Here is a 14,362-nt window from a genome sequence, read left to right as displayed (position 1 = left end):
CCCACCGCCAAGCAGTAACACCCGTCGCCGCAAGCCCTCACTGCGGCCCCGGCACTCTGCCCGGGCCGCAGCGACCACAACGACCACGCACTCCCCCCTCAAAACGCGGGCCCGGTGCGCCCAGCCCTGCTCCCCATCCTCCCGGGAGACCACTGCGAAGCTTCGGGCACCGTGGCCTGTCGCCGCGGCGGTGAACCATCACGCCCCTACCTCGTGACAACCCGTCACCACACCACAAGAAGTGGCTCTGTCGCCATTTTGGGGGTGGTGGCTGGTTGATCATGGTGAGAGCAGGATGCGGCGTCGTAGAAGATCGAAGTTGGCTCGGCCGTACATCTGTCTCTTCAGCAGCTTGATCCTGGTGACGTTTCCTTCGACTGCTCCCGATGTGTAGGTGGTGGTGAGGGCGGCCTGGATAGCTGCGTGGTCGCGTCGCATGCCGTTGGCCAGGGTGCGGAGTTCGCGTTGGCCGTCGAGGCGGACGTCGGCGATCCAGACATCGAGGGCCAGGTGTTCGCTGCGTCGTTCGCGCACCATGTCGCACCCGAACTCCTCAGGCAGACCGGTTCGCCGGCGGTCAGGTCCCACGCCCGCGCCGTCTTGTCACCTCTGCCGGTGATTGGTAACGGGTCGGTTGTTGCTCACCATCGCCACCATCTCCCACACCCAGTCAGTCCGGAAGCAATTCCTGGTCGTACTTTGCCAGCATGGTTTGGATCGTGGCGGGGTCCGGGTGCGTCATGGCCTCGATGAAGAAGTGCTCGAACCCGGAGGGTGACAGCATCACTAGAAGAGTGTTCGGTTCGTCACCGATTCCGGTGAACGCGTGCGGAACCGTGCGGGGAATGTGGAAGAACGTACCTGGGCCGGCGTCGGTGATATCTTCGCCGGAGCGGAACCGAAATGCTCCGCTGACAACGTAGAACGTTTCGTCGTGTCCCTGGTGCCGGTGCAGCGGCGCGCCTTCACCAGACGCGAAGGTGGATTGCAGCACCGCGAGGGTGCCTGCCGACTGTTCTCCGGTGAGTTTCACCGAGTACGGGTTGCCCGGAACATCGAAGACGCCTGGCTCACCCGGCAGCAGTCGCACCGGTTTGCGTCCGGTCACGCCAGTACTTCCTGCTGAGCTCGGCTCGAAAACGGCACGGTGGCGAAGCGCCCAGTCGCGGAAGGTGCGCGCCGGTGTTCCGGTGACCTCCTCGACGTCTGGGTGGAGGGCCGAAGTGAACGGTTCGAGGGCGGCCGCCCGCAGCGCCATGATCGCGTCGGCCATCGCCGCCGGGACGCCCTGGTCGAGGATCGCCTGCCGGGCTGCGGCGGGGGATGTCTCGACGTGGCGAAGAGGCCGGCCGAGAACCTCGGCGAGGATGCCGACCTGCTCGACTGGGGAGAGTGCTTCGGGGCCAGTCAGCCGGTACACCCTGCCTTCGTGGCCGCCGGTGGTGAGCACGGCCGCCGCGACGGCGGCGATGTCGCGCGGATCGATGAGAGCGATACGGCTCTGGCCATGGGGGGCGTAGACGGTGTCGTGCTCCCGGACGGTGTCGGCCCAGTGCAGGGTGTTGGACATGAACCCGAGCGGGCGCAGCATCGTCCAGGCCAGTCCGCTGTCGCGTATGGCCTGTTCGCCGGCGCGATGCCAGGTGGGGATGGGGTCGGTGGCGGTGCTGTCGTCGACCCGACCGGAAGAGAGCTTTACGAGGTGAGTGGCGCCGGCGCGGGCGGCGGCGTGTGTGAGATTGGCGTCGTGTTCGGGGGTCGCGGGGCCGTTGGACAGCAGGAACACGCGGTCTACGCCTTCAAGAACGGTGGGCAGGCCGGCCGGGTCTCCGAGGTCCGCCTGGACCACGTCGACGCCGGGGGGCAGGTGAGCCGTCGAGGGATGGCGGGTGACGGCCCGTACTGGCGCGCCGGCGTTCAGCAACTGGTCGATCAGGCTGCGGCCAACGGTGCTGGTGGCTCCGGTCACGAGGATCACTGGAGGTTTCTCCTAGTCACTAGGCGTGCGAGAGTCGGGAATCGGCTACGGTTCGATGACCACGGTTCCCAGGTGGCGTCCCTCGACTACCTGCTGTAGCGCGGCTGTGGCGCGGTCGATGCCGCGGACGCGGACGTGCGGGAAGGTGATGTGGCCGGATCGCAGCCAGGCATCGAGCCGCGCCAGCCACTCGGCGTGGGCGTCGGGTTCGTCGTCGGCGCTGTAGCCCCGGATGGTGATCCGCTTGGTCAGGATCTGGAAGGAGTCCAGTTCGACGGGCGCTGTCCGGCCGGTGCCGCTGGGCGCCAACTGCCCCGACAACGCGCCGGTCAGGACGAAACGGGCTCCCTCGCGAGCGACGGTGACGGCTGCGCGCAGCTGGTCGCCGCCGACGTTGTCCTGGCAGACGTCGATGCCGTCGGGGGCGACCTTGGCCAGCTGTTCGTCCAGGGACTGGTCCGCGTCGCGGACCACGGCCGCGTCGTATCCAAGCTCGCGCACGAGACGCTCGGCCTGGACAGGCGAGGCGGTGCTGCCGATCACCCGACCCGCGCCCAGCAGGCGGGCGATCTGGCCGGCCATCGAGCCGATGGCGCTCCCACCGGCGGAGACGAAGACGGTATCGCCGGGCTTGAGGTTAGCTCCCCGCGTCAGTGCCGCGTAGGCCACCTCGCCCCGCCCCAGATGAGCGACCGGGTCCGGCAGGACCGGGTCCAGCCGCGTGCACGCGGCCACGTCCACGGCGGCGTACTCGCGCCATCCCAGGAAGTGGGAGACCAGGTCGCCGGGGTGCAGCCCGCTGCCCGTCGGCGCCGAGATCACCTCGCCGATTGCCTCTCCGGCCAGGGTGTCTCCCGGGCTCAGCACGGGGAAGGGCACGCCCTGCACCTCCTCGGCCCCCTGGCTGATCAACATGCGGATCGAGGCGGCGACGCGGAAGTAGCGGTTGCGGACCAACACCTGGCCGTCCGCCGGGCGGGGCAGCGGGACTTCCACCAGAATGAAGTGCTCGGGGCCGGGCAGGCCGGCGGGGCGGGCAGCAAGCCGGACCTCACGGCAGGTCGGGGGAAGATCAGACATCGGGCGTCTCCTTCGGAGGGGGTGGATGAACGTCGCTGGACCAGGCCCGCGTTCACCGTGGCCCGTCCACCGCCCGATCCCCACCTAGGCGGCCAACGGCGCCGGATTCCGACTCCAGTAGCGTTCTGACGCATGGATTCCCTCGACCGCCAGCTCATCCATGCCCTGTACGTTGACGGCCGTGTGCCGTTCAGTCGGGTCGCCGACGTCCTCGGCGTCTCCGATCAGACGATCGCTCGCCGGTACCGGCGGTTGCGCGAACAGGACGTGCTGCGCGTACGCGGTCGTCTTGACGCCCGTCGGCTCGGACACGTGGAGTGGGTGATCCGCCTGCGATGCGCCCCGGGCGCGGCCATCGCCATCGCCGAAGCGCTTGCCAAGCGCGACGACACGCACTGGGTCCGTCTCGCCTCGGGGGGAACCGACGTGGTGTGCAACGTCCGAGCCGAAAGCGAAGAGGAGCGCGACGCGCTGCTGCTGAACCGGCTCGCCGCCACCCGCCCGGTCACCGCCATCAGCGCGCACTGCGTGATGCACACCTTCTTCGGCGGCCCGACCGGTTGGAGGGGAGCCGCTTCAACCCTCACCGAGCATCAGACGACCCAGCTCGCGCCGCCCGAACCCGTTCCCGGCACGCTGCAGCCCGCTTCGCTTGCTCTCGACGACGCTGACCGCGTCCTGCTGGCAGAGCTGGTGTATGACGGTCGCGCCAGCCACGCGCGGTTGGCCGCCGTCTCCGGTTTGAATGAGGCCACGGTCCGCCGCAGGATCAGTTCCCTGCGTGCGAGCGGGGCGCTGTACTTCGATCTCGACATCGACCACCGGCTTTTCGGCTACACCGGAACCGCCCTGCTGTGGATCTCCGTAGAACCATCCCAACTAGCGGTGGCCGGGCGGGCGTTGGCCGAGCACCCCGAGGTCTCCTTCGCCGCCGCCACCACCGGCCCCACGAACCTCCTCGCCTCGGTCTTGTGCGCGGACGTCTACGACCTGTACGACTACCTCGCCGAGCGGGCCGGCATGCTTCCCGGCATCCGCACGATGGAGACCGCTCCGATCATCCGGACCGTCAAACGCGTCGGCACCATGCGGGAATCACATGAATGACCCTTCGCACGAGTTCTACGACGAATCCGATAGCGAGGCCCTGCTCGATTTCGATGAGGGTGCGCCTGGCCAAGCCGGTGCGACGGGCGCGTTCGTCGTAGATCCAGCCGCGTTCGCTCTCAGCCGCGCGAGCTCCAGGCGGAATGAGACTGTGCACGACACATCCGGTGGCGCAGCGCACCTCGACCGCGGAGTTACGCCCGGAGCGCGGCGGACCGATGCTACTGCCCACACTGCCCGCCCGGCACCCTTCCTGTGCGGGCTGCGGTCCGGTCGTCGCGTACGGGGCGGATGCCGACCCCGCGTGAGGAGCCCAGCAGGTAGCGGGAGCGCGCTGCCCCGATGGCGTCCTGGGTGCCCGGCGTGTTCCACGCTGCCCCGAACAGATGCCGCTGAGCGGGCGTGCCCGGGGCATGTACAGGGCCGTCGCCGCACCAGATCTGGACGTTGCCCACCAGGTGGTGCACGTCGGCCGATGAACGCCCGGGCTCCAGCACCGGACAGGGCACTGTCACGTTGGCTGACCGGGTGGGGTGATCTTCGGGTTGATCACGGTGGAGGGGTTGTCCGTGGGCAGTACGCCGCCGTCGTACAAGGGGCACCGGTACCCGGTCGAGGTGATCTCCCACTGCGTGTGGCTGTACTTCCGCTTCCCGTTGTCATTCCGTGAGGTGGAGGAGCTGATGCTGCAGCGCGGCGTCATCGTGTCCTACGAGACGATCCGCCGGTGGTGTCTGAAGTTCGGGCAGCCCTACGCCAACGTGCTGCGCCGCCGATGTCCCCGCCCCGGCGACAAGTGGCATCTCGACGGGGTCTTCATCACGATCAACGGCGAGCAGAAGTACCTCTGGCGCGCAGTCGACCAGGACGGCAACGTGCTGGACATCCTCGTCCAGAACCGGCGCAACAAGGCCGCGGCCAGGCGCTTCTTCCGTCGGCTCCTCAAAGGAATCGGGGCCGTGCCGAGGGTGATCGTCACGGACAAGCTCCGTTCCTACGGCGCGGCCCACCGCGAGGTGATGCCCTCGGTCGAGCACCGCTCCCACAAAGGCCTGAACAACCGGGCCGAGAACTCCCACCAGCCAACGAGGCAGCGCGAACGCGCCATGAAAGGCTTCCGCAGCGTCGGAGGAGCTCAGAGATTCCTGTCCGCGTTCAGCGGCATCTCACCCCACTTCCGGCCACGCCGGCACCGCAGGACCGCCCCCGACCACCGCACCGAGATGACCGTCCGCTTCGTGATCTGGGATCAGATCACCGGCGCCACCACCCCGCCCACCGCAGCGTGACCCAGGCCCCCGCCCACCCCCCCACACGCCCTGACGCGCCCTCAACCGATCAACACCCCACCAACGTGACAACGCCCCTCGCGCTCATGCACGCCGCCGGGTGGTCCCACGCCGACGTCCAGCCGACCAACACCCTGGTCACCCACGACGGCCACGCCGCCGTCATCGACTACGCCCTCGCCTGCGGTCCCGGCGACGGCCGTCGCGTCCCGTACCGGGGCGCGCTCACCCACACCACGGCCCCCGAGGTCGCCACGCAGATCCTCGACACCCCCGACGACACCCAACATCCAGGCTCAGCCCTCCGGCGACATCTGGAGCCTGGGCGCCTCGCTGTTCTGGTGCTGGACCGGCCAGCGCCCCGTCGCCTACGACGACGACCTCGACCGGCCGGAGAAGCTGGCCGTCATCGCCCGGGGCGCCACCACCGCGCTGCGCGACGTCCGGCCCTGGCCCTTCCCTGAGTTCGAGGACGCCATCACCGCGTGCCTGGCACCCGACCCCGCAGCCCGGCCCACCGCGAAGGAGCTGACCGCCGCATGGTGACCCTGCGCGCCCTGGCCCTCGACGACGCCCCCGCCCTCACCCGCATCTACAGCGGGGCCTCCGTCCGGCACACCACCGGCAGGTCCCTCACCCTCGACCAGGCTCACGACAAGATCCGCACGGCCCTCGCCCGAGCCGCCGAAAGCCCGCGCGCGCAGTGGAGCTGGGGCATCCTCCACGAGGGCGACCTGATCGGCCTGATCTCCCTGCGCCGGCGCACCCCGGCCATGGGCACCATCAGCTACATCCTCCGGGAAGACAGCTGGGGCAACGGCTACGCCACCCACGCCGCCCACCAGGTCGTCACCGTCGCCTTCACCACCGCTGGCCTCAACCGGCTGGAGGCCATGCACCACCCCGACAACCCCGCCTCCGGCCGCGTCCTGGCCAAAGCCGGGTTCACCCGCGTCGGCACGGCAGACCGGCACACCGAACTCGGGGCCGTCCCCTACGAGTTGTACGCGCTGGAGAGTGGGGCCTGACATGAAGCTCAACGACCTTGGCCGGCTGATGGCTCGCCGCCGGGGCGGCGGCCTCAGCTTCGACTTCGACCGCTTCCGCGCCGACCCCGGAGTGGCCGCCCTGCAATGGCCGGACGACGTACTGAGGGACTTCCTCTTCGACCACGGCGACAACGGCCACTTCGTGGACGACTACGGAGAGGTCGATCTGTGCGCCATCACCTGGAAGCTGGAGACGATTCCGGCCGCGGCCTTCCCCACCATGCCGACCGGCGAGAGCGACGCCGGCTGCATTGAGAGCTACGCCGCCGACCCGGTGTACTGGGTCAAGGTGCGGTCCCTGGAAGTCGGCCGGCACTGGGAAGACCACGGGACGTGGATGCGCCCGCCGCTCCTCATCGACCGGCGCCTCCTGGACCCGGTGGGCGGCGGACTGCAGGTCCTGGAGGGCCGCACCCGCGTCGGAGTGCTGCGCGGCCGCCTCCGCGAGCAGCTGCGCGTCGCCCCGCACCACCAGGCGTGGGTGGGACGGCCGTGAGAACCTGCCGCGTCTCGCTGCGTACGCTGCGAGCATCGAGGTGTTTTCGAGGAAGAGCTGCGGATGACTGAGAAGGCGTCTGTTCCCGGGCCACGCCGGGACATGGCAATGCACAACGACTGGTGGGTGTCGGGCTGGGAGCACGTCCTGCCCCGTCAAGGCTTCCCGCTGACCATGCTGATCGGGACGGCGTGCCAGCCCGGGTTCACCGGCTCACTGGACGACCTGGTGCACGAGATCTTCGACGGGCACTGGGACATGATCGGCGGCGACCTCGACGGCGCGCTCACCTTCTCCTGGCCGGATGAGGAATGGGACTACGAGGCCGCGCCGGAGGGCCGCGAGGCATGCGAAGCGGCCCGCTGGAAGCAGTTCAGCACCATGCTGACGACAGCCGGCTACCCGGTGCCCACCACCGTGCGGGACCTGTCCGAGCTCGACTTGACGTGGGGCCTGGCCCGCCGCGAGGAGACGCCGGACGGCACCCGGTGGTCGATGCCCGCCGCGCTGCCGCTGCCCGGCGACCTGCTGCCCCTGGACCCCGAACTCACCGAGCGCCTCGACGGGATCCGCTGGACGATGCGCACCGGCCCGCTCCTCGACACCCTCATCGACCACCTGGCCGACGATCTGGGTGAACCGACAGAGACCCTCACCTCCCTGGACCGGCTTGCGGCAGCCACAGGCCAGGACGTCGACGACGTCCGGCTCGCTCTCGCGGAACTCGTGAAATCCGGCGACGCCCGTGTCCAGCGCGGCGAGGAGCCGGCCGACGCGGAGCGCCTGGAGGCCCACCGCCGCTTCCGCCTGGTCATGGACTGGGAGCACTTCCACGAGCACCGCATCCAGGTCAGCCGCGGTGACTGAGGCCGCGCACGGCACCATGGGGACCAGCGACACGCGCCTGATCGTGCTCCGAGGCAACAGCGCCTCGGGCAAGTCGTCCGTCGCGGCCGGCCTGCGCGAAAAGTTCGGCCGCAACCTCGCCATCGTCGCCCAGGACAACCTCCGCCGGATCGTGCTGCGCGAACGCGACCGGCCCGGCGGCGCCAACATCGGCCTGATCGACCTCACCGCCCGCTACGCCCTCGACAACGGCTTCCACGTCGTCCTGGAGGGCATCCTGTACGCCGACCGCTACGGCACGATGCTCCAGGACCTGGTGCGCGCCCACCAGGGCGTCACACGGTGCTACTACCTCCACGTGCCCTTCGAGGAGACGGTGCTCCGGCACGCGACGAAACCAGACGCCGAGTACCTTGCGCACGTCAACGAGGGGCACCTGCGCGACTGGTACCGAGAGAAGGACCTGCTCCCCAACGGCCTGGAGACCGTTATCGACGCGGCCAGCACCCTGGACGACACGGTCCAACAGATCCTCTCCGAGAGCGGCCTGGACGGCATTCTCCCGATCGACCGCTGAGGGGCGCCACCGCAGGTACGGTCATCATCACGGCACCGACGACAGCACACACCACCGGACCCAGGGGGCAATGGGCGTGGAGAACGGATCGCAGAGCATCCCGTGGGGCGGCGAGTGGCGACGTTACCTCCGCTCCGATGCCGAGATGGATCTCGTGCGCTCGTGGATGCGCCGTGTCGAATGCCCGACCTGCAAGGCAGCCGCAGGGCGGGCCTGCCGCACCGCGGGCGGCCGCCCGACCAACGAACACCGCGCACGCCGTGACGCCGTCGGCCCCATCCCGTACGCGAAGTGGCGAAAGGAGGGCCTCATCCCGGAGCAGCGGACGTACACGATTCCGGCCGTGCTCAAGGAGTCGGAGAAGGCCCGCGCCGACTACAACGTGGACACCGCCCTGGCAGACGGTGTGGCGGTCGTCCGGATGTTCCTCGCCGACCGGCTCGGGTTGTTCCTCCAGGGCGAGGAGGCCATGGACCGCATCGACGACGCCGTGCGCAAACTGATCGAGGTCCGCGGCCCGGTGGGGACGGCCGACGTGGTCACTGTCCTCGCTAGCCAAGTCGCCTCGCTGCTGGCTGCGAACGCCGGGCCCGACGGCGATCCGGAGGCCCTGTTCGACACGATGATCCGCGCGCAGATCGACATGGTCCGCAGGATGAATGCGATCGAGAAGGAACGAGCCGACGGCTGACCGGCCGGTCAACGCCCATCGTGGCCGCGATCTGGGCAACGAACACTTAGCCACGGCGATCGGGAACACGGACGGCCGGCGGGCCAAGGAGATGTACAACTGCAGTACCAACGTGCACGCTGGCGTGTCCCGTTCGAGCGAAGGGCTGAGCTGTGCCCGACCGACCTGAAATCGTCTGCATCTGCGGCTCTACCCGGTTCGTGGACGAGATGCGTGCGGTGAATCGCGACCTGACCCTCGCCGGGGTCATTGTTGTCGCGCCAGGCGAAGCAGACGAGTTGATCACCGACAAGCAGAAGAAGGCGCTGGACGCCCTCCACCTGCGCAAGATCGACCTGGCAGACCGGGTTCTGGTCGTCAACCCTGGCGGGTACATCGGCGAGTCCACGAGCAGGAAAATCGACTATGCCCACGCCACCGGCAAGCCGATTTCGTTCACCGATCCCGCCCCCGCTGCAACGTAGTTCGCTGGGGGAGCGGCCAAAGATCCCAGGGCCGGTGCCGCTGGCCCCGGACAGCGAAGGACCCCGGGCCGCTCGTCCGCCCCGGGGTCCTGTCGCCGGTCTCACCGCCACTGCTTACCAGTCGTCAGGTGCGCTGCCCACCCACGCGATCGGCCGGCCCTCGCTATTGCGGCCCCAGTGCGGTTCTTCCATCGAGGTCTCGTGCCCGTCGGGCAGGACAGATCCGCCCCCAGCGGCCGTGCTTGCCCCCTTGCTCCGGCCGGTACTGCTGGCTCGTTCGAGCGATGGCGGCCCTGCAGGGCACGTGCATCACTGTCTACATGACCCCGCAGCCCTCCCGCCTGCCCTATCCCAGCGATCTGTCCGATGACCGCTGGGCATTGATGGAGCCGATCTTGACCGCCTGGCGGACCGAGCGACAGAAGACCTCGCTCAACCTTGGCGGAAAGGTCGCCGACCTGCGGGAAGTCATGAACGCCATCCTCTTCCTCAATCGAACTGGGGTGCCCTGGCGCTACCTGCCTCACGACTTCCCGCCGCATACCACCGTCTTCGGGTACGCCGCCACGCTCGTCCAGCCCGAGAACGCGTAGCCCTGACAGCTATGAACTGACGCCGAAAAGGGAACAGCCTGTCGCAGACAGGTGGCCCGGAGCTGGCTCCGGACCACCTTCGACCTATGCGACCTCACACACGCCCGGTGCGCTCAACCTCATGAGACAGCACAGCTAGAAACTCCCGAGGCGACCTGAACCCCTGACGTGTCCGTCTCAGGGGGATCCTGCGTCAGGCCGCGGGGCTACCGCAGTAGCCGCCGGTCAGGCACGCGCGGAAGTTGAGCCCGTTGAGACCGCTGTAGTCGCCAGAGAACGATCCTCCGTTGGCGGCGGTGCGGATGGGGGTCCAGTCCCTGCCCGACCACTTGGCTTGGAGGATCACCCACTTGCCGTCCGTGGGGGCGTGGTCGTAGAAGGTGCCCCAGAAGCTGCCGTAGTAGGAATTGCTGCTCGCGCTCTTGTACCAGGTCCAGCAGACGTTGATCGAGCCCTTGCTGTTGCTGGTCCACACGGTGGAGCACTTGCTGCTTTGAATGGAGATGGCGCTCTGGTCGGCGGCCATAGCGCTGCTGGCGAAGCCGACGGTGAGGGCGGCTGCTGCTGCCATCGAGGCGGCGAGCGATTTGATCTTCCTCATGTTTCCTCCCGTGTTGGTTGCCGATGAAGGATGCAAGGACGGCGCGGGGTCATGCCGTCCACCGGCACGACCGGAGGAGCAGAGTGGCACGCATCAATAAATAGCTGATGAATGCTGAGGTCTTCCGATCATCGATGGATCGGGTGATGGGAGTATCGACGGCGTCTTCGCCCACCCGATGGGAGAGCGACACGGCGCCGGGCCGGGCGGCGCCCAGAACCGCGCCCGTCTCGTGCGGGCCCTCTACAACGGCTGGACCGCCTCACCGAACCCCTCCCGGCCGCCACATAGCCCGCACTGTCCTCGCCCGGCAGATCACCCGCGAGGGAGAACAACGCCGCGCCCTGGCCGCCTTTCCGAACGGCTGGGACGCGGCGGGCGGGGGAGGACCGTCTTAGAACTCCTAACGAAATGATCTCCGAGATGGTTGGATCACTCCGGGAGCGTTGATCCGGGGGTGCGGGGTGGCTCGGTCGAAGCCGTGGGAAGTCGACGACGAGTTGTGGGCGGTGATCGAGCCGCTACTGCCCAAGGTTGAGCGTCGGCTCCGGCATCCGGGACGCAAGCGGCATCCGGACCGGCTGGTGTTCCAAGGCATCCTGTTCGTGCTGCATACCGGGATCTCCTGGGAACACGGTCAGCAACCGCCACACCGACGCCTTGACAGCACCATTCCCGTCACCCGCTCCACGACGGCGCCGACTCGCTCCAGGGTCCACATTCGCCGCGGGCATCGGCGTCCTCATCCCTGTGCGCCGTCCAAAGGGAAAGCCCGAACAGGCACTTCACGTCGACACCCGCATGTTCAACACGCTGCTGCGGAACGTGCGGGCCCTGGGCGAGCGGACCGCCACCGAGCTCAAGCAGCGGTGGCGAGCCCTGCAGCATGTCACACTCAGCCCGAGCCGGATCGGCGGCATCGCCCGCGCCGCCCTCGTTCTCGACGGAGTCTGGAAGTGATCACCGCCGAGAAAGCCTCACTCATTCTCCCGAACAATGCCAGATGGTGATTTCCAGGGCTTTCCGTACGTCGTCGGCCGCCACCTGGGTTTGAAAAATGACCCCCAACGCGGATGTCAGTGCCGATATCTGCTCAGGACTGATGGTCCGCAAGCTCGTCGGTGTCACCCCGTCGAGCCCTGCCTTCCCCAGCGCCTCGTAGGCGTCTTGGCCGCACGGCAGCGCACCGGCAGCGATGCCGACCGCGCAGAGTTCACGGGTGAGCGACGTATAGAAATAGGTGTATTCAACAGAGTCGCGATCGAAGTCATCAGCCATGGCAGGCCACGATAACAGCAACCATTTAGAACTCCTGTCGGAATGACTTCAGCCGTCGCCAGCAGATGAGTGCGCATCCGAGCGTGAGGAAGGCTTCGTGGATGTCGTCGCGGATCTCCCAGCGGATCCGCAGGCGGCGGAACCAGTGCAGGTGGGCGAACGCGCGTTCCACGACCCAGCGTTGGGTGCCCAGGCCGGAGCCGTGTTTGGTGCCGCGGCGGGCGATCAGCGGCTTCACGCCGAGGCCGCGGACGAGTCGGCGGTACTTGTCGTGGTCGTAGCCGCGGTCACCGAGCACCGTGTCCGGTCGACGTCGGGGCCGGCCGCGTTTGCCCCGCACTGGCGGCACGGCCTGGAGGAGTGGGATCAGTTGGGTGACGTCGTTGCGGTTGCCGCCGGTCAGGGTGACGGCGAGCGGGATGCCGTTGGCGTCGGTGATCAGGTGGTGCTTGCTGCCCGTCCTGCCCCGGTCGACAGGACTTCGTCCCGTCTTGGATCCCCCTTTAACGCGCGGATGTGGGAGCCGTCGACCGCCGCCAGGGAGAAGTCCAGGGCGTTCGCGCTGCGGAGTTCGGTGAGGAGGACCTCGTGCAGCCGGGGCCACACGCCGGCCTCGGTCCACTCGGCCAGGCGGCGCCAGCAGGTCATGCCCGAACCGAAGCCGAGTTCCTGCGGAAGGTGTTCCCAGGAGATCCCGGTATGCAGCACGAACAGGATGCCTTGGAACACCAGCCGGTCCGGATGCCGCTTGCGTCCCGGATGCCGGGTCCGACGCTCAACCTTGGGCAGTAGCGGCTCGATCACCGCCCACAACTCGTCGTCGACTTCCCACGGCTTCGGCCGAGCCACCCCGCACCCCCGGATCAACGCTCCCGGAGTGATCCAACCATCTCGGAGATCATTTCGTTAGGATTTCTAACAGCAGTTCAACCGCGATCACGCTCGGCTGCGGGCTCCGGGAGAACGTGCCTTCGCACAGCTGAAGACCTGGCGACTACTCCGGCGGGCCAGATGCTCCACCCGCCGCATCGGCACCATCGTCCAAGCCATCCACACCCTCCTGACCTGCGACTATTCAGGATGAAAGACGCTCACTGAAGGAATCAAGCCGGACTCCTCACCTATGGCTTCACATCGAGACGCACGAGCGCGCCGATCTCGACGAGTTGGTCCGGCAGCGCCAAATCGGAAACGCCCATGACCGTGCTGGTGGGCCGGTGCTCCCCGAAGTACTCGGCGTGGAGGCGTGCCGTCGTGTCGAAGTTCTCGCGCAGGTTTCTCACCAGAACCGTGGTCTCTGCTATCTGGCTACGCTCGGCCCCGAACTGCCTCAGTATCAGGTCCAGATTCTCCAGCGTGGTGCGGACCTGCAGTTCGAAGTCGTCGGCACCCACGAAGTTGCCATGACGGTCATGAGACAGCTGCCCCGACACATAAACCGTGTCACCGACCTGGGTGGCCTGACTGTACCCGTACAACGATTCCCACGGCATGCCGAACCCGAATGCCTTCACCTGAGAACTCATGGCTTACTCCCTTGATACAGCTTGTGGACCGTCAGTTGCAGATAGGTCCCTTACGTGCAGAAGTTACAGGTTCGTGTAAACGATGCTTGTCTGGCAGCGCCGTCGAAGTGTTCTCTGCGCGCACAAAATTGGCTGCAGTGGGTCCCATTGGGTGCGATGTGCCGGTTCGGTGTCAGTGAGTGAGTGTCAGTGACGGTATGTCAGATTGTTGTGTTTGTGCTGTTGGTGGCGTGTTCGGGGGATCGGGTCACTGACACGGGGTGGTGTGTGCGGCGGGCGCGGCTGTCATGGGGCGGTACACCCTTCTCTGGTCCACTGTCATGGGAACGGCACTTCTGATCCTTCGAGGGCTGGGCGGCGGCACGGTGGTCGGTGTCGGTTTTGCGCGTGTCGTCACTCAGTGGATCTGCGTAGTTGTCACGCCTGTGGCCTGGTGTTGTGCAGGTTGATTGAGCGGGTGCGTGGCCTGTTGGTTCACTGATTCTGCGCAGAGTGTGTGGCGTGTCAGCCATGTGAGCTGCCAGGTTGTTGGATTGGGTCCTGACTGTGCAGGTTGTTTGGGCGGTGCGCAGTTTCGCTGGTCCTTGGTATATGGCAGGGCTTCGGCTGGCTGTGCACGTCACCGGGGCTGAGATCGTGGGCAGGGCGAGGTAGTGGTCGTATGCCTCATGGGCGTCGGGGACGAACGCCTTAGAAGTCATCTCAATTGGTGAGTCTTCGGTAGCAGATGAGGGTGCAGGCGATACTCGTGAAGGCGAGGAAATGGTCGGCTTTGCGCTCGTAGCGT

The 14,362-nt window shown here is 67.5% G+C and carries 17 protein-coding genes and 4 pseudogenes; 13 read left to right on the top strand and 8 right to left on the bottom strand.

Annotated features, from left to right (window positions below; all coding sequences use genetic code 11):
• Positions 1–279: 279 nt before the first annotated feature.
• The 3 genes from ACIRP2_RS39475 to ACIRP2_RS39465 form a co-directional block, all read right to left on the bottom strand.
• The gene (locus ACIRP2_RS39475) at positions 280–537 is read right to left on the bottom strand and encodes a transposase (RefSeq protein ID WP_404258594.1); all 258 of its coding nucleotides are present in this window, start codon (positions 535–537) and stop codon (positions 280–282) included.
• 133 nt (positions 538–670) lie between these two features.
• Positions 671–1,978 (bottom strand): NAD(P)H-binding protein, encoded by a 1,308-nt coding sequence (locus ACIRP2_RS39470; protein WP_404258593.1) that lies wholly within the window; start codon positions 1,976–1,978, stop codon positions 671–673.
• A 45-nt stretch (positions 1,979–2,023) separates the two neighbouring features.
• A complete protein-coding gene (locus tag ACIRP2_RS39465) occupies positions 2,024–3,058 on the bottom strand; it encodes an MDR family NADP-dependent oxidoreductase (protein WP_404258592.1) in 1,035 nt (344 codons plus the stop codon).
• A gap of 132 nt (positions 3,059–3,190) precedes the next feature.
• On the opposite strand from ACIRP2_RS39465, the gene ACIRP2_RS39460 reads away from it, so the two are divergent.
• From ACIRP2_RS39460 to ACIRP2_RS39415, 10 genes and pseudogenes are all read left to right on the top strand, one after another.
• Positions 3,191–4,165 (top strand): Lrp/AsnC family transcriptional regulator, encoded by a 975-nt coding sequence (locus tag ACIRP2_RS39460; RefSeq protein WP_404258591.1) that lies wholly within the window; start codon positions 3,191–3,193, stop codon positions 4,163–4,165.
• 569 nt (positions 4,166–4,734) lie between these two features.
• A complete protein-coding gene (locus ACIRP2_RS39455) occupies positions 4,735–5,454 on the top strand; it encodes an IS6 family transposase (RefSeq protein ID WP_404258590.1) in 720 nt (239 codons plus the stop codon).
• A 65-nt stretch (positions 5,455–5,519) separates the two neighbouring features.
• Positions 5,520–5,918 carry a hypothetical protein gene (locus ACIRP2_RS39450; protein ID WP_404258589.1) on the top strand — a complete coding sequence of 133 codons (399 nt, stop codon included), beginning with the start codon at positions 5,520–5,522 and terminating at the stop codon, positions 5,916–5,918.
• Between the two features lie 75 nt (positions 5,919–5,993).
• Positions 5,994–6,482: a GNAT family N-acetyltransferase gene (locus ACIRP2_RS39445; protein ID WP_404258588.1), complete on the top strand. Its 489-nt coding sequence runs from the start codon at positions 5,994–5,996 to the stop codon at positions 6,480–6,482.
• Position 6,483: 1 nt separating this feature from the next.
• Positions 6,484–6,999: a hypothetical protein gene (locus ACIRP2_RS39440; RefSeq protein WP_404258587.1), complete on the top strand. Its 516-nt coding sequence runs from the start codon at positions 6,484–6,486 to the stop codon at positions 6,997–6,999.
• Positions 7,000–7,062: 63 nt separating this feature from the next.
• The gene (locus ACIRP2_RS39435) at positions 7,063–7,866 is read left to right on the top strand and encodes a DUF6042 family protein (RefSeq protein ID WP_404258586.1); all 804 of its coding nucleotides are present in this window, start codon (positions 7,063–7,065) and stop codon (positions 7,864–7,866) included.
• Positions 7,867–7,882: 16 nt separating this feature from the next.
• Positions 7,883–8,422, top strand: a complete 540-nt coding sequence (locus ACIRP2_RS39430; protein WP_404258595.1) for an AAA family ATPase — start codon at positions 7,883–7,885, stop codon at positions 8,420–8,422.
• 70 nt (positions 8,423–8,492) lie between these two features.
• Complete coding sequence (locus ACIRP2_RS39425) at positions 8,493–9,113, top strand: hypothetical protein (protein WP_404258585.1); 621 nt, start codon at positions 8,493–8,495, stop codon at positions 9,111–9,113.
• Between the two features lie 152 nt (positions 9,114–9,265).
• The gene (locus tag ACIRP2_RS39420; RefSeq protein ID WP_404258584.1) at positions 9,266–9,577 is read left to right on the top strand and encodes a hypothetical protein; all 312 of its coding nucleotides are present in this window, start codon (positions 9,266–9,268) and stop codon (positions 9,575–9,577) included.
• A gap of 320 nt (positions 9,578–9,897) precedes the next feature.
• A pseudogene (locus tag ACIRP2_RS39415) lies at positions 9,898–10,143 on the top strand (transposase); the annotation flags it as partial.
• Positions 10,144–10,363: 220 nt separating this feature from the next.
• Here ACIRP2_RS39415 and ACIRP2_RS39410 read toward each other — a convergent pair.
• Positions 10,364–10,771, bottom strand: coding sequence for a hypothetical protein (locus ACIRP2_RS39410; RefSeq protein WP_404258583.1), 408 nt, complete (start codon positions 10,769–10,771; stop codon positions 10,364–10,366).
• A 464-nt stretch (positions 10,772–11,235) separates the two neighbouring features.
• On the opposite strand from ACIRP2_RS39410, the pseudogene ACIRP2_RS39405 reads away from it, so the two are divergent.
• Together ACIRP2_RS39405 and ACIRP2_RS39400 are read left to right on the top strand one after the other, a co-directional pair.
• Positions 11,236–11,403: pseudogene (locus tag ACIRP2_RS39405) on the top strand (transposase); the annotation flags it as partial.
• 118 nt (positions 11,404–11,521) lie between these two features.
• Entirely contained in the window at positions 11,522–11,731 is a 210-nt protein-coding gene (locus ACIRP2_RS39400) for a transposase family protein (protein ID WP_404258582.1), read from the top strand.
• 21 nt (positions 11,732–11,752) lie between these two features.
• Here ACIRP2_RS39400 and ACIRP2_RS39395 read toward each other — a convergent pair whose 3' ends face one another.
• Positions 11,753–12,049: a hypothetical protein gene (locus ACIRP2_RS39395; protein WP_404258581.1), complete on the bottom strand. Its 297-nt coding sequence runs from the start codon at positions 12,047–12,049 to the stop codon at positions 11,753–11,755.
• A gap of 25 nt (positions 12,050–12,074) precedes the next feature.
• Positions 12,075–12,898 (bottom strand): IS5 family transposase gene (locus ACIRP2_RS39390; protein ID WP_404258580.1). Its coding sequence is split into 2 segments (ribosomal slippage): positions 12,075–12,553 and positions 12,553–12,898, totalling 825 coding nucleotides; the frame shifts between segments, so codons are not numbered across the junction.
• A 70-nt stretch (positions 12,899–12,968) separates the two neighbouring features.
• On the opposite strand from ACIRP2_RS39390, the pseudogene ACIRP2_RS39385 reads away from it, so the two are divergent.
• A pseudogene (locus ACIRP2_RS39385) lies at positions 12,969–13,133 on the top strand (transposase family protein); the annotation flags it as partial.
• 37 nt (positions 13,134–13,170) lie between these two features.
• On the opposite strand, the gene ACIRP2_RS39380 reads toward ACIRP2_RS39385, so the two are convergent.
• Both ACIRP2_RS39380 and ACIRP2_RS39375 read right to left on the bottom strand, forming a co-directional pair.
• The gene (locus ACIRP2_RS39380) at positions 13,171–13,575 is read right to left on the bottom strand and encodes a RidA family protein (protein WP_359356917.1); all 405 of its coding nucleotides are present in this window, start codon (positions 13,573–13,575) and stop codon (positions 13,171–13,173) included.
• A gap of 702 nt (positions 13,576–14,277) precedes the next feature.
• Positions 14,278–14,362, bottom strand: a pseudogene (locus tag ACIRP2_RS39375) (IS5/IS1182 family transposase); the annotation flags it as partial.

Origin of the sequence: Streptomyces sp. NPDC101194 (assembly GCF_044767885.1) — a bacterium.
In the GTDB taxonomy this organism is placed as follows: domain Bacteria; phylum Actinomycetota; class Actinomycetes; order Streptomycetales; family Streptomycetaceae; genus Streptomyces.
The sequence above is the reverse complement of the archived record's forward strand: the minus strand, read 5'-3'. Positions and strand labels throughout refer to the sequence as shown.